The organism is Deltaproteobacteria bacterium, assembly GCA_016208165.1.
Taxonomy (GTDB): domain Bacteria; phylum Desulfobacterota; class Desulfarculia; order JACQYL01; family JACQYL01; genus JACQYL01.
In genome coordinates this window covers 41,733-63,452 of record JACQYL010000117.1, presented here as the reverse complement: position 1 = coordinate 63,452, position 21,720 = coordinate 41,733, and the positions used below count along the sequence as shown (strand labels likewise).

Annotated in this window: 24 protein-coding genes; 17 read left to right on the top strand and 7 right to left on the bottom strand. The window is 54.5% G+C overall.

Going from position 1 to position 21,720, the window contains the following annotated elements; translation table 11 throughout:
* The 3 genes from HY788_20915 to HY788_20905 form a co-directional block, all read left to right on the top strand.
* Positions 1-318: hypothetical protein (locus HY788_20915; GenBank protein MBI4776605.1), on the top strand; the 318-nt coding region annotated here is incomplete at its 5' end.
* A 545-nt stretch (positions 319-863) separates the two neighbouring features.
* Entirely contained in the window at positions 864-1,076 is a 213-nt protein-coding gene (locus HY788_20910) for a zinc ribbon domain-containing protein (protein MBI4776604.1), read from the top strand.
* A 282-nt stretch (positions 1,077-1,358) separates the two neighbouring features.
* Positions 1,359-2,099 (top strand): sulfite exporter TauE/SafE family protein, encoded by a 741-nt coding sequence (locus HY788_20905; protein MBI4776603.1) that lies wholly within the window; start codon positions 1,359-1,361, stop codon positions 2,097-2,099.
* 276 nt (positions 2,100-2,375) lie between these two features.
* Here the strand turns inward: HY788_20905 and HY788_20900 are convergent, their stop codons facing one another.
* Positions 2,376-2,846 carry a thioredoxin family protein gene (locus tag HY788_20900; GenBank protein ID MBI4776602.1) on the bottom strand — a complete coding sequence of 157 codons (471 nt, stop codon included), beginning with the start codon at positions 2,844-2,846 and terminating at the stop codon, positions 2,376-2,378.
* A gap of 88 nt (positions 2,847-2,934) precedes the next feature.
* Here HY788_20900 and HY788_20895 point away from each other — a divergent pair, with 88 nt between their 5' ends.
* On the top strand, positions 2,935-3,594 hold the full coding sequence (locus HY788_20895; GenBank protein ID MBI4776601.1) for an endonuclease III: 660 nt from the start codon (positions 2,935-2,937) through the stop codon (positions 3,592-3,594).
* A 156-nt stretch (positions 3,595-3,750) separates the two neighbouring features.
* Here HY788_20895 and HY788_20890 read toward each other — a convergent pair whose 3' ends face one another.
* Positions 3,751-4,233: a hypothetical protein gene (locus HY788_20890; GenBank protein MBI4776600.1), complete on the bottom strand. Its 483-nt coding sequence runs from the start codon at positions 4,231-4,233 to the stop codon at positions 3,751-3,753.
* A gap of 333 nt (positions 4,234-4,566) precedes the next feature.
* On the opposite strand from HY788_20890, the gene HY788_20885 reads away from it, so the two are divergent.
* Positions 4,567-4,761: a hypothetical protein gene (locus HY788_20885; protein ID MBI4776599.1), complete on the top strand. Its 195-nt coding sequence runs from the start codon at positions 4,567-4,569 to the stop codon at positions 4,759-4,761.
* Here the strand turns inward: HY788_20885 and HY788_20880 are convergent.
* Genes HY788_20880 through HY788_20865 form a run of 4 tightly spaced genes read right to left on the bottom strand, consistent with a single transcriptional unit; the run spans position 4,758 to position 9,472 of the window.
* Positions 4,758-5,231, bottom strand: a complete 474-nt coding sequence (locus HY788_20880) for a chemotaxis protein CheX (protein MBI4776598.1) — start codon at positions 5,229-5,231, stop codon at positions 4,758-4,760. The genes HY788_20885 and HY788_20880 overlap by 4 nt on opposite strands.
* A 31-nt stretch (positions 5,232-5,262) precedes the next feature.
* Positions 5,263-6,288, bottom strand: coding sequence for a chemotaxis response regulator protein-glutamate methylesterase (locus HY788_20875; GenBank protein ID MBI4776597.1), 1,026 nt, complete (start codon positions 6,286-6,288; stop codon positions 5,263-5,265).
* Positions 6,289-6,314: 26 nt separating this feature from the next.
* Positions 6,315-7,154, bottom strand: coding sequence for a protein-glutamate O-methyltransferase (locus HY788_20870; protein MBI4776596.1), 840 nt, complete (start codon positions 7,152-7,154; stop codon positions 6,315-6,317).
* A 38-nt stretch (positions 7,155-7,192) separates the two neighbouring features.
* The gene (locus tag HY788_20865) at positions 7,193-9,472 is read right to left on the bottom strand and encodes a chemotaxis protein CheA (GenBank protein ID MBI4776595.1); all 2,280 of its coding nucleotides are present in this window, start codon (positions 9,470-9,472) and stop codon (positions 7,193-7,195) included.
* A 484-nt stretch (positions 9,473-9,956) separates the two neighbouring features.
* Here HY788_20865 and HY788_20860 point away from each other — a divergent pair, with 484 nt between their 5' ends.
* From HY788_20860 to HY788_20845, 4 genes are read left to right on the top strand one after another with little or no spacing between them, the layout of a single operon-like run.
* A complete protein-coding gene (locus HY788_20860; protein MBI4776594.1) occupies positions 9,957-10,271 on the top strand; it encodes a hypothetical protein in 315 nt (104 codons plus the stop codon).
* A gap of 6 nt (positions 10,272-10,277) precedes the next feature.
* Entirely contained in the window at positions 10,278-10,736 is a 459-nt protein-coding gene (locus tag HY788_20855; protein ID MBI4776593.1) for a hypothetical protein, read from the top strand.
* Complete coding sequence (locus HY788_20850; protein ID MBI4776592.1) at positions 10,733-12,496, top strand: flagellar hook-length control protein FliK; 1,764 nt, start codon at positions 10,733-10,735, stop codon at positions 12,494-12,496. The genes HY788_20855 and HY788_20850 overlap by 4 nt, the downstream gene beginning before the upstream one ends.
* A gap of 8 nt (positions 12,497-12,504) precedes the next feature.
* Entirely contained in the window at positions 12,505-12,798 is a 294-nt protein-coding gene (locus tag HY788_20845; protein MBI4776591.1) for an EscU/YscU/HrcU family type III secretion system export apparatus switch protein, read from the top strand.
* A 13-nt stretch (positions 12,799-12,811) separates the two neighbouring features.
* Here HY788_20845 and HY788_20840 read toward each other — a convergent pair whose 3' ends face one another.
* Complete coding sequence (locus HY788_20840; protein ID MBI4776590.1) at positions 12,812-14,122, bottom strand: flagellar hook-basal body complex protein; 1,311 nt, start codon at positions 14,120-14,122, stop codon at positions 12,812-12,814.
* 533 nt (positions 14,123-14,655) lie between these two features.
* On the opposite strand from HY788_20840, the gene HY788_20835 reads away from it, so the two are divergent.
* From HY788_20835 to HY788_20800, 8 genes are all read left to right on the top strand, one after another.
* The gene (locus HY788_20835) at positions 14,656-15,444 is read left to right on the top strand and encodes a flagellar hook-basal body protein (protein ID MBI4776589.1); all 789 of its coding nucleotides are present in this window, start codon (positions 14,656-14,658) and stop codon (positions 15,442-15,444) included.
* Between the two features lie 40 nt (positions 15,445-15,484).
* A complete protein-coding gene (gene flgG / locus HY788_20830) occupies positions 15,485-16,273 on the top strand; it encodes a flagellar basal-body rod protein FlgG (GenBank protein ID MBI4776588.1) in 789 nt (262 codons plus the stop codon).
* Between the two features lie 26 nt (positions 16,274-16,299).
* The gene (flgA, locus tag HY788_20825; GenBank protein MBI4776587.1) at positions 16,300-17,289 is read left to right on the top strand and encodes a flagellar basal body P-ring formation protein FlgA; all 990 of its coding nucleotides are present in this window, start codon (positions 16,300-16,302) and stop codon (positions 17,287-17,289) included.
* Entirely contained in the window at positions 17,289-18,008 is a 720-nt protein-coding gene (locus HY788_20820; protein MBI4776586.1) for a flagellar basal body L-ring protein FlgH, read from the top strand. Before flgA ends, HY788_20820 begins: the two co-directional genes overlap by 1 nt.
* A gap of 28 nt (positions 18,009-18,036) precedes the next feature.
* Complete coding sequence (locus tag HY788_20815) at positions 18,037-18,465, top strand: hypothetical protein (GenBank protein ID MBI4776585.1); 429 nt, start codon at positions 18,037-18,039, stop codon at positions 18,463-18,465.
* Positions 18,466-18,493: 28 nt separating this feature from the next.
* On the top strand, positions 18,494-18,724 hold the full coding sequence (locus tag HY788_20810; GenBank protein MBI4776584.1) for a hypothetical protein: 231 nt from the start codon (positions 18,494-18,496) through the stop codon (positions 18,722-18,724).
* Entirely contained in the window at positions 18,712-19,728 is a 1,017-nt protein-coding gene (locus HY788_20805; GenBank protein ID MBI4776583.1) for a hypothetical protein, read from the top strand. The genes HY788_20810 and HY788_20805 overlap by 13 nt, the downstream gene beginning before the upstream one ends.
* 70 nt (positions 19,729-19,798) lie before the next feature.
* The gene (locus tag HY788_20800) at positions 19,799-21,715 is read left to right on the top strand and encodes a hypothetical protein (GenBank protein MBI4776582.1); all 1,917 of its coding nucleotides are present in this window, start codon (positions 19,799-19,801) and stop codon (positions 21,713-21,715) included.
* The last annotated feature ends 5 nt before the right edge of the window (positions 21,716-21,720 follow it).

Here is a 21,720-nt window from a genome sequence, read left to right as displayed (position 1 = left end):
ACTCACTCGGAGCAGGTGCGGGGCCAATACGAGCGTGCGATTGACGCATTCAATCGAGCGGATACCGCTCCGATAGAGTTTCTGGCTTCGGGCAGGGCGGGGAAAGAAGAGTGGGAGCGGCGTACCCGGATCATGGCTCGGAAGATCAGGAGGCTCCATGGCGGACTGATCGGCCGAGGAGGCGGAGTACTGCTTCATGTCGGAGGGTGGCTCCACGTTGGGGGCAGGGGATGCTGGCCGAATCTGGCGGCGCGGCTGACGGACCTTTCTCCAAGGGTTTTGTTGCTCGGATTGGAGGCGGTGAAAGATCGGCCATAAGCTGGATGGGTCGAGGATGGCCGATGATCGAACAATTCGGTAACCGATTGGATTTTACCGGCTCTATATATAGAGGTTCGATTTGAACGAAGGCATGAAACCAGCATCGAGGCTGGAATGCTAAGGAGGAATGCATGAAAGAAGACTATACATATTTGTGTTCGGATTGCGGTCGGTACTTCAGTTCCCCTGCTAAGACGAAATGGTTTTCGTGCGTCAGATGCCCGCACTGTCACGGTAAACACGCAGCGCCCGTAGGGTTATCCAAACGCAACGCGACGAAGCCTTTCGGCCGGGAGATCGGGTCGGGATGCGGCTCTAAGTCGGGTTTTTCGTGAGGGTAGGTCTTCGGAACGGTTCGTTCCGATAAGATGCAGGGTGACGCCGACACGTGAGTCAGCGTCGAGTCCAAAGAAGGGAATGAGAATATCCCTTGAAAATGGGCTCAAGAGTGTTTAGATAAAGATCATATTGTTTGGATCGATGTCGTTCCTTCCTACGCGCCGGCGCGTGGCAGGTCGAGAGGAAAAGCAAGGAGATATTGGATGCCGTTATATGAGTATTGTTGTTCCGAGTGTGCGCACCAATTCGAGGAGATCGTATCACTGGGAAAAGAAGCGGACGTGAAGTGTCCCAAGTGCGGGGCAGGAAGTCCCAAGAGGCTGATGTCGGCTTTTGCCTCGTGTACGGGATCGGAAGGGGGAGTAATGTCGTCCAAAGGGTCGGGGTGCAGCCCTTCATCGTCGCCCTTCTCCTGAGCGTAATCTAATTTCAACCGTGTGTTGGGACTAAGAATGAGAGATTTGCTGGTTGTAGTAGGCATTGTCGTGATATGGTTTTTGCTTCAGGCGTATGTCTTGCCCAAGTTGGGCGTAAGCACGTGAATGAGGGACGCATGCCGGGTCGGGGACTCGGACAAATCCACATCGGTGAGCAAAGACGTGAACGACTAGAAGTCGTTGAATTGGCGGGAAATGAGACGAATGACCTTAACGGCCTGTTAAGGCGGGGCGGTAGGGTCCGGCAAAGGGGGTATTGAAGTGGCTGATGTGACGCTGTTCATCGCTTTTACAGCGGGCGTTCTGACCTTCCTTTCTCCTTGCACCCTACCTCTTTTTCCTTCCTACCTCAGCTTCATAACGGGTCTCAGTTACGATCAGATCGCCATTGATAACCAGCCGGTCTACCGTCGGCGGGTGATCATACACAGCCTCTTTTTCATCCTCGGGTGCTCGATCGCGTTCGTGGCGCTCGGATTTTCGTTCAGCACGATCGGGGGCCTGTTTTATGACTACGGCGATGTTATCAAGAAGGTGGGAGGAATACTCATCGTTCTGTTCGGTATCGTAATCGCCCTGTCATATAAGCTTCGGCTGCCCTTCCTGATGAAGGATTTTTCGATTCACATTCGGAACAAACCAGCCGGTTATCTGGGCACCACATTGGTCGGCGTCACGTTTGCCGTTGGATGGACCCCGTGCGTGGGGCCGATCCTGGGGTCCATTCTGATGATGGCGGGGGCCAATCAGAGCGCCAGAGAAGGGATGATGCTGCTTTCAACCTATTCCCTGGGCATGGCGCTGCCGTTCTTCCTTGCTTCTTTGGCCGTCGGTCACTTTCTGCCTTTGCTCAACCGTCTGAAACGATGGTTGCCGCTGTTCAACGGATTCGCGGGGGCTCTCCTCATAATAGTGGGCGTGCTCATATTTACGGACAGCTTTGCCACTCTCAACAGCTATCTGCAGGGGATCGTTCCCGAGTGGGTGGGACAGAAGCTGTAAGGCTCGCTTAGGTCCCGAAGTTGGGGAAGGTATGACCTATGTCCCTTGCAGGTTAGGCCTGTTTCATTCCCGGGAAACACGCGAGGGAAGCGCCGGAGAGGATTCCGTTTTACTTCCTTCATCTCTATTAAACAATGCCGCACCGACTTTGGCGGAGCGCCCGAAGTCCCCCAAAAGCGGGGGTCTTCCGGGCCATGCCGAAACGGCCTTTCATGGCCGAGCGTGTCCGAATACGTGATGCCGCGACCGCCGCACTCCCGAACCAGGCCTGCCGAACTACTGTTCTTTGTCCACGAAATCCTTAAGAGTGGTTTCGAGGTAGGCGTCCTGGGCGACCCATTTCAGAAACTTGATGAACATCTTTGGGGGTACAAAACCGGGCAAAGGGAGGATCTGGTCCCCGTTCGGCTTCAAGAAGAGGTTCAGCGGCAAGCTATTGACACGGTAACGGATCGCCAAACCCTTGTTTCGGTCCGTGTCGACTTCAACGGGAACGAAGAATTTATTAATATAGGCTATGATCTCGGGATCGGAATACGTGGACCGATCCATTGTAGTGCAGTAGGTGCACCAGTCCGCATGGAACTTTACGAGTATTTTCTTGTTCTCTTTCTTGCCTCGTTCAAGTCCTTCCGTGTACTGTTCCCACTTCAACTTCGCGGCCGCGGAGTCCGGAGGCGAGCAGGCGCCGCACAGGAAGACCGTGGCAATCAACGTTGCTAAGGACAAAAAACGGATTCGATTCATGGGATCATTTCCTTCGCAGATATTCTGAATTCCGGTGATGCTATTTCAATTTTTTCACATTTACAAGCACTGAGCGGGAAGGTTGAATATGTCCCAGTCGTTCGATATCCACCAGGCCATTCCCATCCTTCGAGAGGAGGTTCGAAACCTTGCAACTCCTGCCGTGGGCCGTGTCGCCAAGAAAGGAAGAGATCCCTACCGCGTTCTGATTTCGTGTCTTCTCAGTCTGCGAACCCAGGACAAGACCACCTGGAATGCCAGCGCCCGTCTGTTCCAAAAGGCAGACACTCCCCAGGCAATGATCGCTTTGTCCGAAACTGAAATTCGTGAAGCCATTTATCCTGTGGGATTTTACCGGAGGAAGGCGCAAGTCATCCTCGATGTGAGCCGCACCTTGTTGGAACAGTTCGGAGGCAAGGCGCCCCGCGATCTGGACGATCTTCTTTCCATCAGAGGAGTAGGCCGAAAAACGGCCAATCTGGTGCTGACGGTGGCGTATGGACTGCCGGGCATCTGCGTGGATACCCATGTACACCGGATCACCAACCGGTGGGGATACGTTCAGACCAAGGGACCCGATGCTACCGAGATTGCTTTGCGTCAGCATTTGCCCGGAGAGTACTGGATCGAGTTAAACGACCTTCTGGTTCCGTTCGGCCAGGCCGTGTGCAAGCCGATTTCGCCTCTCTGCACGACCTGCCCTCTCGATGTCATGTGCCCCAAGTTGGGAGTCACCCGTCACAGATAAAAGGCCAGGATGGGATGCGGCTCGTGGGCAATCGTGTCCGACCAGCCGTACGTATCTTTGAGAAGAGACTACTCTGATAAAAGGATAAAGGCGGGCCGCGGATTTGAAGCGGGAATCAACGGCGCCCGGCGACCGTTCGGCGGGCGCCGCGCGTCGCTACAGGAGCATTCCCTGGTCAAACTTTGTTACTTCGACCTGGGTCTGAATGGCTGTCTGATTGATGATAGCTTTAAGGTCCTCTTCTATCGGGTATCTTGAAACCAGCTCTTGAAGGCCGCCCACTTCCCGCTTGAGCAACTCCACCGTATTTGCCAAAGCTTTCAATGTTTTCGAGGGGTCAAGCAGTTCGTCGTGATATTGCTCCAGAAGGGCCAGCGTCATTTCAACCTTTCGAAGAGCCTCGCTTCCGGCTGCCTCCGATGGACCGAGATCGGAAACGGCGGAGATGTAAATAGGAGGGGGAGGGGACGATGGACCCTGGGAACGGTCCGCAACACCGACGCTGGAGGCGCCTGACTGTTGGGCAGGCGCCTTTTCTCTCAAAATGGCTTCAAAAGAGCAGTCGGTTTCCGTCTGCACGCTTTTCCTACTTTGGATCTCCATTTGGCCGATCTTTACCAGGTCTTCAATCTTCATCATGCCACCCATGTGTTTTGATTCGGGTCACTTTCAAGGTCCTTGAACAGTTGCCTAGGGTATCTGCTTATCGTGTTTCATTCTATGTAACAGTTTATATATAATACCTTATCGGTAACAATCTTTCAAACTTGACCTTTTTCGTAGTAGTTTTGATTCAGAGACGGCCGCCTCCCGCCGGCAGGCCAAGTACCGGCCTTCGGGCAGGTGGTTTTTGCCCGCGTACCGCTCAAACGGCGGTTGACAGGTTAGTCTTGTTCAATGATAATGAGTTGGTCGGCAGTTCCCTCTGGGGGCGGAATTCATCAAACCTTAATCCGGCATTGGGAACCTGGAATGGATGATAGGATAAAAGAGCTGAGAAAAATCACTCATCAAATCTGCAACGATTTATCCGGCGTGAGAACCCTGGTGGAAATGTACACCAGCGGCCTCAGACCGGAATTGGACTCCAACAGGCTCCTGAGCGGATTAGACAGGTTGGGGAACTCCGTCAATGAACTCAGGGACTGTTTGTCGCGAGACCGTTAGCCGGAGTCCTGTTCTTCGAGGCTGACTTCCACGACAAAAGAGCCGGCATCCGTCTCGAAGGGTATGGCGACACACGGGCCCGGGCTGATGTGTTTGATGATATGTCCGGAACCCGAGATCACGGTAGGAATCGATGCCTTCAAATTGAAACCCTGTTCGTCCATTTTCCTTCGGGCGTCACCTGAAATCATGTTGGTGATTTCTCCGACGGCATCCCTCACTTCGTCCGTGATGCCTTCGATTTTTTCGCCAAACATATTTCCAACCACATTCTCGATGCAGCGTTGACTGAAGGTGATGGACAGCGATCCGGTAGCCTGCCCGGTGATTCCGATGATGCCCGTTACGTCCCCCACCGCTTTCTTATCTTTCTTGATGAACGGCTTGGCTGCCCGGGCCTCCGTAAACGCCATCGTCCGGAGAACATTAATGGCCGCAGCCAGGAAAGGATTGACCAATTCAACTTTCATAACAATTCGGTTTCCTCCAGGTTCGGGGTTCTCAAGCCAAGGCCAGAATCTGAGGTCCGATCCTTTCGATATCGAGAATCGTATCAACTGCGCCCAGTTTAACGGCTTCCTTTGGCATGCCGTAGACAACGCAACTCTGCTCGTTCTGCGCGATAGTAGGCGCTCCGGCCTGTTTCATTTCCAGGAGCCCCAGCGCCCCATCCGCTCCCATTCCGGTCAGGATGACTCCAATCGCATTGGCGCCGGCATACTTTGCCGTGGAACGGAAGAGGACGTCTACAGCCGGTCGTTGATGGTGCACCCTCGGCCCATCCTTGACTTCAACATAATAGCGTGCGCCACTTCTTCTAAGTAACATATGAAAATTACCGGGTGCAATCAATGCCAAACCGGGTATTACCCCATCCCCGTCTTGAGCTTCTCTTACGTTTATATGGCAGATCGAGTTGAGCCGTTCAGCAAAAGCTGTTGTAAATTTGGGGGGCATATGTTGGACGATAACGATGCCGGGCGTGGTTGTCGGCATCTTTATCAAGACTCGCTTCAGCGCTTCCGTTCCTCCTGTGGACGCTCCGATGGCAATGACTTTGTGAGTGGTTTCAGACATAGCCTTGCTGTAAGCCAGAGGTTTGGAGGGCGGTTCATCCTTGGGACCGGGTCTAACCAGTTTGGCTCTCGCCGCTGCGCGTATTTTATCAGCCAGCTGTTCCGACATCTCCGCCACGGAGAAAGAAGAACCCGGTTTGCTCATGACTTCCACGGCGCCGGCGTTAAGCGCCTCTATACCGGTGACGCTGCCTGCGGGCGTCAGTGAACTCAGGATCACCACGGGCAACGGGTAATATTTCATCAGCTTGCGGAGAAACGTAATTCCGTCCATACGTGGCATCTCGATATCCAGCGTAACGACGTCCGGTTTGAGTTGGACGATTTTGTCTCGCGCCACGTAGGGATCGGGAGCGGTGCCGACCACCTCGATATCGGCTTCTTTGGATAATGACTCAGAAATAACCTTCCTTACAACCGCTGAGTCGTCTACAACCAGAACCTTTATCATACCTTTGAATCCTGCAGCTTTAGTTCCTATTTCCTGTAAATGCTCGGGCCGACGTACTTGAAAGGATGCCGTACGCCCGTCAGACTCTCCGAGTGCCCGACGAAAAAGTATCCTCCGGCAGCGAGAAAATCAAAAAATCGCGAAACCAGTTGTTCCCTGGAAGGCTGATCGAAATAGATCATTACATTTCGACAGAAAATCACATCGAACGGACCCTTCATGGGAAAAGGCTTCATGAGATTGAGTCGAGCGAAATGAACCAATTTTTGGAGTTCGTCCTTAGCCTTGTAAAATCCCCTCTGATTGCTTACGCCTTTTTGAAAATACTTGTGGATCAGGAGCGGATCAATGGTCTGGACTCGCTCTTCCGGATAGACGCCCCTCATCGCGGTTTCCAGAACCCGGGTGGAAATATCGGTAGCCAGAATCTTGAAGTCTCTCAGTAGTTCTGCCTGGAGACCTTCATGAAAAACCATGGCAAGCGTGTAAGGCTCCTCGCCCGTCGAACAGCCTGCGCTCCAAGCTCGAATCCTTCGGGATACCCGGCTTCTGTTCAGCTCCGGAATCACTTCATGAGTTAAGAAGTCGAAGTGCCTGGATTCTCTGTAAAAACTGGTCAGGTTGGTCGATATGGCGTTAATGAGACCAACAACTTCACTTCCGGATTCGTCGCTCAGGACGAACTTGAAGTAATCGTCAAAGCTGCCGAAGCCCTTGAGACGCATCTGTTTTCCCACTCGGGCCCTGACCATCTCCTTTTTGCCCTCGTGGAGGTTGATGCCGCAATATGAGTAGACGAAATCCGAAAAGGTTTTGAATTCAGTATCTGTAATTTCCATTTGTTCCGCGTCGACCGGTTCCGTCATCCTTCCTCATCGTCCTCTGTATCCTACTCGGAAGAATACTAATCATTCTCATGAATGTCCATCACGCCCTTGATGTCCAGAATCAGTCCCACCCGGCCGTCTCCGAGAATCGTTCCACCGCTGAAGCCCTTCACTTTACTCAGGCGGTGTCCCAGACTCTTGATGACGACTTCCTGCTTTCCCACTACGTCATCCACCATAAGGCAGGCTTCTCGGTTTTCGTATTCCACGACCGCGAGAATCGCATCCTCGAGGCTGGTTTTTTCCGTTTTGATATCAAAAATCCGGTGCAGACGGATCAGGCTGAAAATCTTGCCTCGGATGTTTATAGCCTCGCCCTTTCCAGACACGGTAATGTATTGGTCCTTTCGGGCTTGAAGCGATTCCTTCACCGATTGAGCCGGAATAATATATCGTTCTCCCCCTACCATGACAACAATGCCGTCGATGATGGCCAGCGTCAAAGGCAGCTTGATGATGAATGTCGAGCCTCGGCCGGGAGTGGACTTTATCTCCACGATTCCTCGAACTTTTTCGACGAACTTCTTGACCACATCCATTCCCACACCCCTTCCGGAAATGTCGGTGATCCTTTCCGCCGTCGAGAACCCCGGAAGGAATATGAAGTTGAAGACTTCATTATCCGAATAGTCGCCGCCCGGCTTGACGAGTCCTCGGTCAATCGCCTTTTTCAGAATTTTGTCACGATCCAGTCCTCGACCGTCCTCCGCAATCTCGATAAACAGATGGCCTCCCTGATGATAGGCCCTGAGTTGGAGCGCGCCGGAAGGTGATTTCCCTGCCGAGACTCGTTCGTCCGGTGATTCCAGCCCATGATCCATGGCGTTGCGGACCATGTGGACGAGGGGGTCATAGACCTGGTCCACCAAGTTCCGGTCAATCTCCGTGTCCTCGCCCGCCATGGTGAGATCGACCAGTTTGCCGGATTTTCGGGACAGATCACGCACAAGGCGAACCATTTTCTGGAAAGTCTGCCGAATGGGCACCATCCGCATACTCATAGCGGTTTTCTGAAGCTCGGAAGTGATCCTGTTCAACTGGGAGAAGTCCTTGACAAGCTTCTGGTCGCTGGTTTGCTGAATCACCGGATTTTCCGCAACGAGAGCTTGGGCGATGACCAATTCACCTACCATGTCCACAATGTGATCGAGTTTCTCGGTGGCCACCCTGATGGTGGGCTCAGCGGATTTCTGCCGGTTCAGCGCTTCGTCCACGTCTTTGCCGGTGACTTTGCCTTCCGCCGAAAGGATTTCCCCGATCTTCTTGGAGGGAGTTTCCTTCTGCATTTCCAGGGCGGAGTCTATGTCTTCGGGGGTAACCCGCTTCATGTCCACCAAGATCCGGCCGATCGGCTCTCTAACATCCTCGTCCGGCGCGGGAACCTCAGGCTGGTACGTATCCGACAGCAGCGCATGGATGCGTTGTATGCCCGGATCGACATCGTAATCGGGTTCATAGGGGATGCTCTTGTCCAGATTGGCTCGGATCCCCTCGAGCATTTCCCGGAGGAAGTCAAAACCTTCGAAAAGAAAGTCCCCGATTCTCTGGTCGAAGTGAATACGATCGTTTCGAACTTCGTCCAAAAGGTTTTCCGACTCGTGTGTATACCGGTTCATTCGCCGAAGGTTCAGGAAACCGGAGACTCCCTTCGCCGTATGGAAACAGCGGAATATAGCGCCGATGATTTCCTTGTTGGTCGGATCCGACTCCAACTCGACAACGAGGGGTTCCACCTCTTCCAGGTTGGAGAGGGTTTCCGTAATAAATTCATAACACGTGTCGCTGTCGACAATGAGATTTTGTTCCTGAGGCTTTTCGGCCTCTGAGGGCGGTCTCTCTTGGGGCTCTTGTACCTCGGCTTCTTCCACGGCCACCTTTTGAACTTCGTCCGTTTGCGTCTTTTCAGGCGACGAATCCGTCACCTGGGGTTTGCCGCTTTCCACCTCGACACCCAATTCCCTCAGCTCCTCCCAATACGATTCGATGGAGCCGGCAGGCAGTGAGTCGCCGAGTTTCATGCAGCGGAGTCCTTCCTGAAGCAGAGAAACCCCCTTGGCCATCATGCCCATATGGCGGGAAAGATCCTGATCCTGATTCATGATGATCGTCTCGACCAGGCTGCACAGCGACCGGGAGATGATTACAATCACGTTGCCCGGAGATTCATAGCCCAGAAGGGATTCGGTCTGGTTGAGCAGATCGCCCATGCCACCAACATCCGTGGCCTCCAGCATGACCGCTTTTAGCGCCAACTCATCTATTTTGGCAGCAATTTCCTCAATGATTCGGGTGTCCATCTCTCCAAAACCTTGGCTGTAAATTGAATGAATGACCTTGATGAGAGCCCATAAGATATGTTTATCAACTTATCAATCGGTTAGACAGCGATTTTACTTTACAGACTATGGAATGCTTTGTCACGATTTCTGCGCCGAGGACTCGAAAAGGGGACGGAATTCGATTGAATGTGTTCTGTGACCGGCGTTGCGGAGTGCCTTCTCGAACAGTTTGAAACGACAAAGGTATTAACGGTGAGGAGTCCGGGGAGCCTCAATTGTCGGTAAAAACCGGTTGCCGCAGCTAAAGTTCGAAATTCATTAAGCCGATCTAGGAGTTAAACAGGTCCGGCGGTCGCGAGCGGGTAATGGCGTCGAGGACTCCGGCCGTTATGGCCAAAAGCGGTGATCGTTCGCTTTTGGATTCGCCATTCGGTGAATTCTGTATTAAAATAATATAACACCTTGGCGATGCTTCCGGTTAAGAAGCTCAGCGGAGGTCGGCATGATTCGCGCTCTGGATTTACAGTCGGTTTTGAACCAAACCCCAAACGTGGAAAAGGCAGGGCATTCCCAACAGCAGAATAATGATCACCAAGGCCCGAGGTTCAGCATGCAGCTCGAACAGGAGCGGCAGGCTGCTCAGAAGCGTGTAAGCGACTCCGACGACTCTCACGGCGCGCGGAAGCGAGACCGGAGGGAGAAGGACGACAGGGGCAAACAGGCCGACCATGACAGGAAAAGCGACGAAGAGAGCCCCGGAAAAGAGCCTGCGGTGGTAGACCTCTTGAACATACGCCTTCTTGATATTACAATCTGATTCTTGATGAGTTTTTCATACCTCCCTATTTTTCTGTTCATCCAGGCAATAGTAGATTTGTCTCTGATCGGTATCGTGGTCTATTGGTTTTTTTTTCGGGTGCCCAAACGGGAGAAGCGCTTGGAAGCGCTTTTCGAGTCGCTGAGCCGCGTGGTCTCGGAATCGGACAGATCCATGCGTGAATTTGAGGGCGCGATTAAGCAAGAGCAGATGTCCCTCAAAAGGATTCTAGAAATACAAAAAGAGCGCGAGGCGGAGATGCGGTCACTCGTGGCCGAGGCTGAAACTCTTCTTCGACGATTCGAGCAGGTTCGGGCGTTGGGGGCGAGCGGTTCCGAGCTGAAAACGGATGCTTACGGGCAAGTGCTGGAACTGGCTTCCTCCGGAGCGTCCGTGTCGGATATCGCAAAAAGAACAGGCGTGCCCGAAAACGAGGTCAGACTGCTTCTGGATCTTCGCAAATGAAGACGATAATGACGGACCCGTTGTCTGAAACCGCCATGAAATCCGGCAGGGGAGGGCTGCAACAGGATCTGAAGTCCGGGTTCAAGCTGACCCCCGGAAGTACGATCGAAGCAAAGGTCCTCGAGACGGAAACCAACGGCCGACTTCGTATCGAATTTCTGGGAAACACGCGGGTGGCAAGATTGGAGGCAGCCTCCTCGAATCAGGAAATGACCCGCCGGCCCATGATTTCGGCAGGAAAAACCGCGGTCTTTCGCGTTCTAAGCGTCCGCCCCGAGCTGGTGGTGGCAGTGGAGCGGACCGCCGTGGAAGACAAAGGGGCCGATCCGACACGATCTCGGAGCGCGGAAATCCAGAAAGGGAGCAGTGAAAGGCTTCTATCTTCTCCTCAGGCTGTGCGCACCGGCCAAAGTATTCAAGGGAGGCTGGTCGCTGTGGAAGGGTCGCTCGATCCACCGTCGGAAACATCGCCCGGCGGATATCGGGCAGTGGTGGAAGTGAACGGCAAGCAGGCGCCGGTTTGGCTGGACCGACCGTCCGCTGTGGGCGAACAACATCTTTTCAAGGTCCTGCAGGCGAAGCCCGGCCCGTTGCTGTCGCATCAGGGAGTCGTCGCCAACGCCTCGGAGACCCTCCCCGTTCAGACGTTCAACTACCGAAACGACAGTTTGCTTTTCGCTAAAGTGCTTCAAGTCGGCTCCGGAGATCTGAATTCATCTCCGCATCCGCCTGCCAGAGTCGAGATCGGCGGACAGGTCGTGAGCGTGTTGTTGGAACGCCCTTTGAAGGAAGGCGAGACCCATATGTTTCGAGTGATCTCGGACAAGGGCCTTCCTTTGTTGACGCCGGTGCTCGGCGACGAACGGAACGTCGAGATGTCGGCCGCGAGTTTAAGGACCTTTTTGAACGCACAGCAGGCCGGTCCGCACCTGTATGATTCCGTCATTCGGTCGTTAACGGAACTCGGCGCACACGTGAATGCAGATTCTCCGGTGGCCGGAAGCGTCCAGCACGTCCTGAAACTCATTCAGTCGATTACGTACGGCGGGGAACAGGTCGGCAAGGCCGATTTCTTCGATCGCTTTCTGGCCCTCGCCGGCCACACGTTGGAGGCCGGCCTGGCCGGTAAGCAAGGAGGGGCGTCGCAAAGCTCGATTCCTGCGCAGGAGAACCTGAAATCGCTTTTGATCCAATTAGACGGACAACTGTCGGAGATCCTCGAACAAGGGGGCGGGAAGGACGGAGGGTCCGATTTGCAAAACCTGTCCAACCATGCCCAAGGCCCGGTTCGGAATCTGCTGCAACATCTTCTGGCCACCCAAATCGTGAATACCGTGGCGTTTCACGAGGAAGGATCGCTCGCGTTCGAGGTGCCCTTCTCGTGGGCGGGTCAAGTGGAAACCGGCAGGCTGACCGTACGATTCAAATACGAAGATGAAAGCGGCGACAAGAAAGAACGAGAGTCTCCCACCGAAATCATGGTGGTGTTTCTTCTGGACCTCGAAAACATGGGTCCTTTACGTGTAGATGCCTACTTGAAAAAGGAGGATCGGATCTCCGTCACAGTGATGGCGGAGCGTCTCGACGTAGCCGACTATGTGCGGGATCGGCTCTCCGAACTGGGGGTGAACCTGGCGGACCGTGGATTCAAAGTGGAAAGGATCTCGTGCCTGCAGGTCAAGCGGGAACGCATCCAGACAGAAACATCCCCCGAAGTCTCGCAACTGATCGAGAGCGATCGCATGCACATAGTGGCATAGGGAGCGATATGGAGGGAGCCGACAAGAAAAGAATCAAGCAGAAGCAATCGGTGGCTCTGCGTTATCGTCCCGAAAAAGAGCGGGCTCCCCGTGTCGTGGCCAAAGGCAAGGGGCATCTGGCGGAAAAGATTATCGAGATCGCCAAGAAACACGGAGTGCCAATAAAGTACGAACCCGATCTGGTGCAGATTCTGTCAAAGTTGGATCTGGAGCAGGAAGTACCTCCCTCCTTGTACCGGGCTGTGGCCGAAATCTTCGCTTTTGTTTACAAACTGAATCACAATTATCGAAGACCCACATAATACGGCATAGGTGTCAGGTCCTCATCTGGATGGCGGTCTGCAGCATCTGGTTGCTGGTGGATATTGCGTTGGAATTCGCGTTGAAGGCCTGCTGGGCAATGAGTAGCTTGACCAGTTCGTCCGCGAGATTGACGTTGGACTGCTCGATGTTGAACTGCAGCGTTATCCCTCTATTGCTGGAATTTGCCGCTCCGGTTGACGCCTCTCCGGCCGCGTCGGTCGCCTGAAAGAGGGTTTCCCCGATCTTCTCCAATCCTGCAAGGGCGCGAAAAGTGGTTACGGCAATCCGGCCCGGAATGGTGGCGTTGGGGTTGTCGTTGGTGTATTCGGCAAATACAATGCCGTTTTGGTCAATAGTAAAGTTGGCCAGATCGCCGTTGTCGAAACCATCCTGCAGGAGCCCGTCCGAAGATGTGGGAAGCGTGGTGGAGATGATTTCTCCGGGGAGAAATTGATCCGGGTTGTCCGGATCGGTCAAGTTCCAGGAAATATTGTACAACTTACCATCCAGTTCGAGATCGAAGTTGATATCCGACACAAGACCCTCCGATCCGACGCCTGAAAGCGTTCCTCCGGTGAAATAGAAGTCAATGGCCGCCTCCCCGGCTTCCAACGGAGGATCCACCGGCGGGTCGGATGCCTGTGGCACATTGAGGTTGCTGATGCTTCCGAGGGATGGAGAAAGAGTACACCGCCAGGGCGAATCGCCGTTTTGAACGCCCGGATGAAGCGAGAAATCGATCCCTATTTCCGATACGCTTCCCACCACGTCGTCATAAACCGACAGAGTATGCGACAGTGCTTCGCCGGTGCTGAAATCCAAACGGTAATTTTCAATGGAGAATTCGGTGGTGCGCACGCTATGCTGGACGGATGGAATGTTCAGGTCGCTGAGCTCCTCCGCGTACGTTCCGGTTTTCGGATCAAAGGCAAAGCCCTGGAGGCTCATTCCGACATCGTTGACGAAATTGCCGGACCGATCCAGGAAGAAGTTGCCGTTCCTGGTATAGAATATGTTGTCGTTCGGGTCGGCGACATTGAAAAAGCCGTCTCCGATGATGGCCAGACTGGTATCGGATTCCGTTTGCAGCACAGGTCCCTGAAGAAATAAGGTCTGGATACTGGAAACCATGCTTCCGCGGCCGTTCACCGCCGTTGCCACGTCTTGCTTGTTTCTGTTGGTGCCCACCACAAGGTCGGCAAAATTGGTGTCATCCGATTTGAAGCCGTCGGTAGCCACGTTGGCAATGTTGTTGCCAATAACGTTGATGCTCCTTCCGAAGGTGTCCAAACCCAAGAAGGCCGTCCACATCGAAGAAATCATACAGTTTCTCCAGTTATAGTTCATTACCGCCGGCCAACTGGCGATTCGGACCGGCATCACGGGGCGGGCGACCATCCTTCCCGGTTGGTGGTCGCCGCACAACGAATGTAGAGCAACAACCGTGCCGGAATATTGACGCAGATGTAACCTACTGATTTTACAATTAAACAACGGAAAGACGCCGTGGAAAAGCAAGCGAAATCTGCCGGATGCCGCCCGACTTATCGACGGGAAACCGTCGATAAGTCGGGCCGGCTACCTGTGCTTCAAGCCAATCAAATGTAATGTTATCAATGACATATATCATAAGGACTTCATCGGCCGTCGTGAGTGGAAGGACCGTGGCTTGGATAGGCAAATTGTTCTGAATAGGCAGGAACTACCCATTTTTTTCCCGAATCCTTCGCCGCCGAAATCCGCCTCTCAGCGCGTTTCGCGCTCGTCATGCCGTTTGTCCGGCCCCTTCTCCAAATAATCGAATGGCATGTAAATTGCTTCGAAACAGTGCAACGGCGAGCAGGGGGGTAGGAAGTATGGATCGGTCTATCGCGGCGCTTACGGCGGGGTTGTTATCCGAACTGAAGAAATTGGACACGACTTCCAACAATCTGGCCAACTTGAACACTCCCGGATTTGTCCGGGATGAGACGTTCAGCAATTGGATGAGCGTATTCCAGTTGAACGCGCGTATCAACCCAAACCCGGCGGGAAGCGATGCCCTCAGGCTTCAAACCCTGTTGGAAAACAGAAACCAGGACGGGACCTTGGTGGAGGCGATGCCCATCATGGAGCCCGCAGCATTGGAGCACACCGGGGATCCTCTTGATGTCGCCATCAAAGGAGACGGCTTTTTCGTGCTACGGAATGGGGATCAGGAGATTTATACGCGCCGGGGGCGATTTTCTATTGATGGAGAAGGCAACCTGTTGTCAACGGACGGTTTGCCGGTGATGGGCGCTGACGGTCCGATCCGGATTCCGAACGGCGGGGGCGCCCAGCCTAATGAACTCACCATCGAACCGGATGGAGCCATCTTCAATGGCGGCCAGCAGGTGGGTCAACTGAAAGTCGTACGGATGCCGGAAGAAGGGCGATTAAGCAAGGTCGGGGACACGGCTTTCACCATGGGGACGGATGTCCAACCTGCCCCTGCGGGAGAAAAGATGCAAGTTGTCCAGGGCTACTTGGAAAGAAGCAACGTGAGCGTCGTCAAAGAAATGACGGACATGATCAGTTCGATGCGGAGTTTTGAAACCTACCAGAAGGTGGTTCAGATGGTGGATGAACTGAAAGGCAAATTCATACAGACCGTCACAGGATAAAACGATTGATAGCCTTGATAGCCAGGATGGAGAACAAAAAATGATCAGAACCCTGTTTTCGGCGGCAACGGGCATGCAGGCCCAACAGCTCAACATGGACACCATCTCGAACAACTTGGCCAACGTTAATACAACGGGTTTCAAGAAGGGTCGTCCCGATTTCCAGGATCTGATCTACCAGACGTTGCAGTTGGCCGGGATGGCAAGCTCGGCAACAACCGAGGTTCCCACCGGCATGCAGGTGGGCCTGGGTGTCCGTCCCGCAGCCATTCAAAGGCTCTTTATCCAGGGAGATTTCGTCAAGACGGATAACTCATTGGATCTTGCAGTCGAAGGCCAGGGTTTCTTCCAAGTTCAGCACCCCAACGGCGACACCCTCTATTCTCGCTCCGGCGCGTTCAAGCTGGACTCGGACGGCCGGGTGGTAAGCTCGGACGGGTGGCTGCTGTTGCCGGAGATTACCATTCCGGCGGACGCCGAGCAAATCAACGTGGCTTCGGACGGCACCGTCAGCGTCCGTCAGGCGGGTAACACGGCTGCAGTTCAGGTGGGAAATATAGAGTTGGTCACGTTCTCGAATCCCACGGGGCTCGACGGCGCCGGTCGAAACAATTTCAGGGCCACGGACGCTTCGGGCGATCCTATCGCCGGGACGCCGGGAGAAGACGGGCTGGGTGAGATTCAACAAGGCTACTTGGAGCTTTCCAATGTGTCCGTCGTGGACGAAATGGTGGCTATGATCGTGGCCCAGAGGGCGTATGAGGCCAACAGCAAGTCGATTCAGGCCGGCGATCAGATCCTGCAAATGGCAAACAACCTCAGACGATAGCATGCACTGACGCCAAGGAATCGGATTTGAGAGCATCGAGGAAAAACTTCAGGAACAACGTGAGTCTGACCGTTCTGTGCATGTTGGTTTCGGTGGCCTGTTCGGTTGGGGCGTCGCAGCTTCCTTCCATCGAGGTCGCTCTGAAACAAGAGGCGGACGTAACGAGTCACCTGATCCGTCTTTCCGAGGTGGGCGAGGTCATCCTTCAGGAGCCTGAACTTAGGGAAGTTGTTTCGTCCCTCACGATAGGAGTTGCGCCGGCGCTTTGTCGGGACACTTTGCTGCATGCGGACGTGGTCGAGAAGCGATTGCAGGAAGCCTTCCCGAACAGGAGAGTCGAGGTCACAGGCGCGACGATAGTCCGTGTGAAGAGGACCTGCCGCGACATATCCGAAAAAGAGCTAGCGCGCATTGGGGAAGAGTTCATACGGGAACACATGGATTGGCAAGAAGCGGATGTCGAGATCCAAGACGTTAAGACCATCGGTGTCGAGCTACCCGGAGTGGACATTTCATATGCGGTTTCAGCGTCGCCAAACGAAGACTATCTGGGCCCCGTAAGTCTGGAAATCATGCTGAAGCACGACGGAGAAGTGCTGAGGCGGCTCCGTTGGCGGGGATGGGTCGCGGTCATGACGAATGCGGTCGTCGCTTCCAGAACGTTGGATCGGAACGAGATCGTTCGGGACGGCGATGTTCGTATCGACCGATTGGACCTTTCCCGGCTGCATACAAGCACGCTGGCGAGTCTGACGGACGTTGTCGGGAAACGGGTCACGAGGAGAATCGCGGAAGGCGCTGTGTTGACGCCCGACGATCTGGACCGGCCTTTATGGGTGACGCGGGGGGCCAGTGTTCTTATCGTTGCTCAGTCTCCCTGGTTCCGCGTGACGACCAAAGGATTGGCTCGGGAGGACGGAGCGCGGGGGGAAGAGGTTCGAGTGTTGAACATCTCTTCCAAAAGGGAAGTGGTAGGCAAGGTGGTGGGTCCTCAAACCGTAAAGGTGGCGTTTTGATGAAAAAGGAAAACCGTTTCTGCATCCTGTGTCTCCTCGTCCTAGTACTTGTTCAACTCGGTTGCGCGGAAAGGCCGCCCGTACGGGACCGAACCAAATTCTTCGGTCAGGTGCCCGAACCCGTGCTCACGTTGCCTGAAAGGCAGTATCCCGGCTCGCTCTGGCAGGAGCGCAATTCAGAGAGCATCCTGTTCATGGACCATAAGGCGAGCCAGGTGAACGACATTGTGACAGTGCAGATTGTGGAGACGGTAGCCGGAACCGGCGTATCCAACTCAAAATATGAAAAAGAAACCGAACTGGGCTTTCAGGTGGACGCCCTGCTTGGGCTTCCCCAATCGCTGGGCATGAACAACTTTCTGGGATTAGGGGAACCGTTTCAACCGGGGGTGAAAGGGAAAAGCGTCAACGATTTCGAGGGCAAAGGCCAAACCAGGAGGTCCGGAACTCTGTCCGGGACGATCACGTGCAGGGTGGTTGAAGTATTTCAAAACGGCAATATGGAGATCAGGGGGTCGCGGGAAGTCACACTGAACCGCGAACAGCAATTCATCGTTCTGAGCGGCGTCATACGCCAGGAAGACATTACATCTTTCAACACCATCCGATCAGACAATGTTGCCGATGCCCGGATCGAATACTACGGCGAGGGGATTCTGGCAGACAAGGAAAGTCCGGGCTGGCTGGCGCGAGTACTCGACTGGGTCTGGCCGTTTTAGTGCATCACCGGATGTGGAGAACGTTCCAATGAAGTCACAACAACAGAAACACATTTGTATAGCGTGCGCGTTGATACTGGCGGCCGCAACATTCATGCTCTCCGGTTGCAGCGGAGGAGGCGTAAGCGCCCAGACTGGAAACGACGGTGAAAACACCCTTCAATTGACGGTTGTTCCGGATCGTCTCAATGTGACCGATAGCGGGAGCTGTACGGTCAAAGTGGTGTTGTGGGACGCCAACGGTGAACCGCTGGAGGGAACCGTGGCCCTCAGCACGACCCTTGGGAGCCTGGGCAGCTCCTCCCTGAGCACGGCCTCCAATCCGGACGGGGCTACAGCCGGCGCTACGACCACGTTAACAGCCAATAATGCCGACACGGTGGGAAACGCCGTAGTTACGGCCACGTTTGGAACCATTCAGGTGTGGGTCACGGTGGAATTTTACAAAACCCTTTAAACCCCTTGGTTCTTCCGTTCGAGGAAACATGATGAAGCTCAAGGTTCAGTGGATATTGATTGCGGTTCTTTCATTGGTTTGGATTCTGGCGGCGGCATGCGGCGGCGGATCGAGTGGCTCCGCTTCCGTAACAGTACGGTCTGTGAAGGTCAATCCTGAGCAGGCTTCCCTGTATTTTGGCGACGAGCTTCTGTTGACGGCCATAGGAGGAACGCCTCCGTATGCCTGGTCATCGGAGAACCTGACGTGCTCCAGGTAACTCCAAGTCAGGCGACGATCGCCCTGGACACATTGAGCACGCCGACGATGCGTCTTTTTGCCTCCGGAGGCGATGGGCCGTTCTTCTGGTCCGCGGATAAGCCGTATCTGGCCGATCTGTTCTTAAACAGCGACGGGTCGATGGCTACCCTGATTCCGAAATTGGCTGGTACGCTAACGCTCACCGTTCGCGATTCCCGCAATGTTCAAAATACGGCGGTGATTACGATTCTCGAGCAGAATCCGAACATCACTCCCTCGGTGGTAACCGTGTCCAACGAATCGACGGTGTCCTTTCGTCTGTCCGACGGCACCCCCCCGTACACATTGTATGTCTCGGATCCCAATATCATCCAGCTTGGCGACTTCGACGGCAGCGCGACGACTGTTGATGTCACCGCTCTTAATGCGGGTATGTCGGATCTCGTACTCGAGGACAGCGCCGGCCTGAAAGCCGTGGCGAGCGTTACGGTAACGGAGCTTCAGGACGAAATCGCCATCAGCCCATCGGCCGCGGTGCTCGGACGAAATGATTTTGTGACTTTGACGGTGCGATATGGCTTGAGTCCGTATTTCTGGACCAACGAAAACCCCCAACTGGGGGATCTTATTCCCATCGGGGAAGACGATCTCTCGGCGATCTTTCAGACGGGTAACGACCCGGGCGTTGCGACCGTGGTGGTGGAAGACGCACGGCAGGTGAATGCAGTGGCGAGGATTACCATTGCGGACGCGCTGAGGGTTCTTCCCGGCAGCGTGACCGCCATGCAGGGCAGCACGGGACTGACATTCCTGGTGCAGGGAGGTATTCCTCCGTATTCGGCGCTGTTGAAAGATTACCGCTTCGGTACGGTGACTCAGCCGGTTCTCAGCCAGACGAGCGGTCAATATGAATTCACTGCGAGCGTTGACGCCGCGGCGGAGGCGACAACGTGGACGGACGTGATCGAGATTTATGATGTAGGCGGATTGAAGGCCGCGGTGGATGTCGTGGTAGCGAACTGACGTACGTCCGAATGATAACGATGGAGACGGGTGCTACTCGGCTCTCCGGATCAACGAAGCAGGGGAAGCAATGAAAAAAGCGATGTTCCATGGGTGGGTGTTTCTCGTCGCCGTTCTGATGATGGGATGTGGCGGAGGCGGCGGCTCCGACGGATCCTCGAACCAGGACCCTTCCGGGCCCGCGGGTCCCATTCTGGCCATCCATTCCCCGGACGGTGTGTCGTTGTTTTATGGGGAAGATCTTCATCTGAGCGTGACCGGCGGTTCCCCCAAGTATTTCTGGTCACTCCGCAGCAGCGGAGACCAGACGTGGTCCAGCTTTGACGAGAGTCGCACCGCTCCCGACGGATCAAGCACTTACCTGGTGGCTTCGGACTATCTCTGGGGTATCGGGCCTACGCGCGAAGTAACCATTTGGGTCACGGACAGCGCCGGCAACTGGGGAAGCCTCGAAATCACTATAACCGATCTGTTTCCCACCATAAGCCCGCCCAAGGCAACGGTGCCCCTGGACATCGAACCGACGCCGACCATGCGTTTTGTGGGATCGGGCGGAACTCCCCCCTACTTCTGGACGCTGGATAAACCATACCTGGCGCAAGTCGTACCTGACGGCTCGGGAAAGAACCTTTTTGTAATGCCCTTGGCCGCCGGCAAGCTGAAGATCACGGTGTTCGATTCCAAGAACCTGGCCGCTGCGGCAACTCTGGACATCGTGGCCGGAGAGCCGAAGATCGTTCCGAATAGGGTCACGTTAAGTTTGGGTGAATCGATCACGTTAAGAGCCAACGGCGGAACTCCGCCCTATTTTGACTGGCATCTGTCGGACCCCTCCGTCGGAGTCCTCAGCGCTCCCCCCGGAGGTTGGGCTGACAACGACGAGGCGGTATTCACCGCTTTTCAGTTAGGAACAACAGAAGCCATCGTCGACGACGACAACGACACCCAGGGCTATTCCACCATAACCGTCATCCAGAACCGCACCATGATTACTCCCAGCGAGGCCAATCTGCTTCCCGGAGAGGAACTCATTCTCACGGCGAATTACGGGTTGCCGCCGTACTTCTTTTTCAACGGCGATCAAAGCGTGGGCGCCTTGGAGGAGCTGTCGTTTAACCGGGTTCGTTTTACGGCTCAGAATGAAGGAATCACCGTGATACGAATCGAAGACAGCCGCGGTGACGAAGATACGTGTCGTATCATGGTCAGCAAGGCTTTCCAGATATATCCCCTGAGTCAGAAGGGCCAGAAAGAAGATACGATCGTGTTCTTCCTTTTCGGAGGAACGCCGCCATACGAAGCATTGGTGAACAATGCTTCCGTTGGTTCGGCGGTCATCCGGAACGGAAATGAAGTCCACTTCACGATTTCGGCCAACCCGGCCGAGGAGGACACTTCGTATCCGGAAGTGGTCGAAGTATACGACGCCAACGGCCTCCGGGTATTCGGGGAAGTCGTGGTTGCCGGAACCGGCTGCGCCTTTAAGACGGAACCCGGAACAGCCTCGGGCAGTGCGGGAAACCAACTCAGGTACCTGGTGTTCTGCGGTGTGGAACCGTATCAGGTAACGGTCATGGATACGACGCTCATAGATGTCGCGAGCCTGAGCGTCAGCGGAAACGTGATCACCATGACGATTGCGAGTGACGCAGTGGAAGGGACCTATTCGGACGTGATTCGAATCGTGGACGCCAACAATCAGACACTCACGGCCGGCGTTACGATACTGAGAGAACCGGAGATGCTGGCGATTACTCCGAGTTCTCTGTCAGCAGCGGCGGGCGATCTGCTGACCTTCCTGGTAACGGGAGGCGTACCGCCGTACAGCGCTCAGGTGACGAACAACTCCGTGGCTTCTGCCGCGGTGAACGGAAACCAGGTTACCGTAACTGTCGATCCTACGGCCGTGGCCGGGACGTATACCGGACTCCTGGTCGTATACGATTCGGACAGCCAGCTGGCGAGCGCTACGGTCATCGTTAATTGACCGTA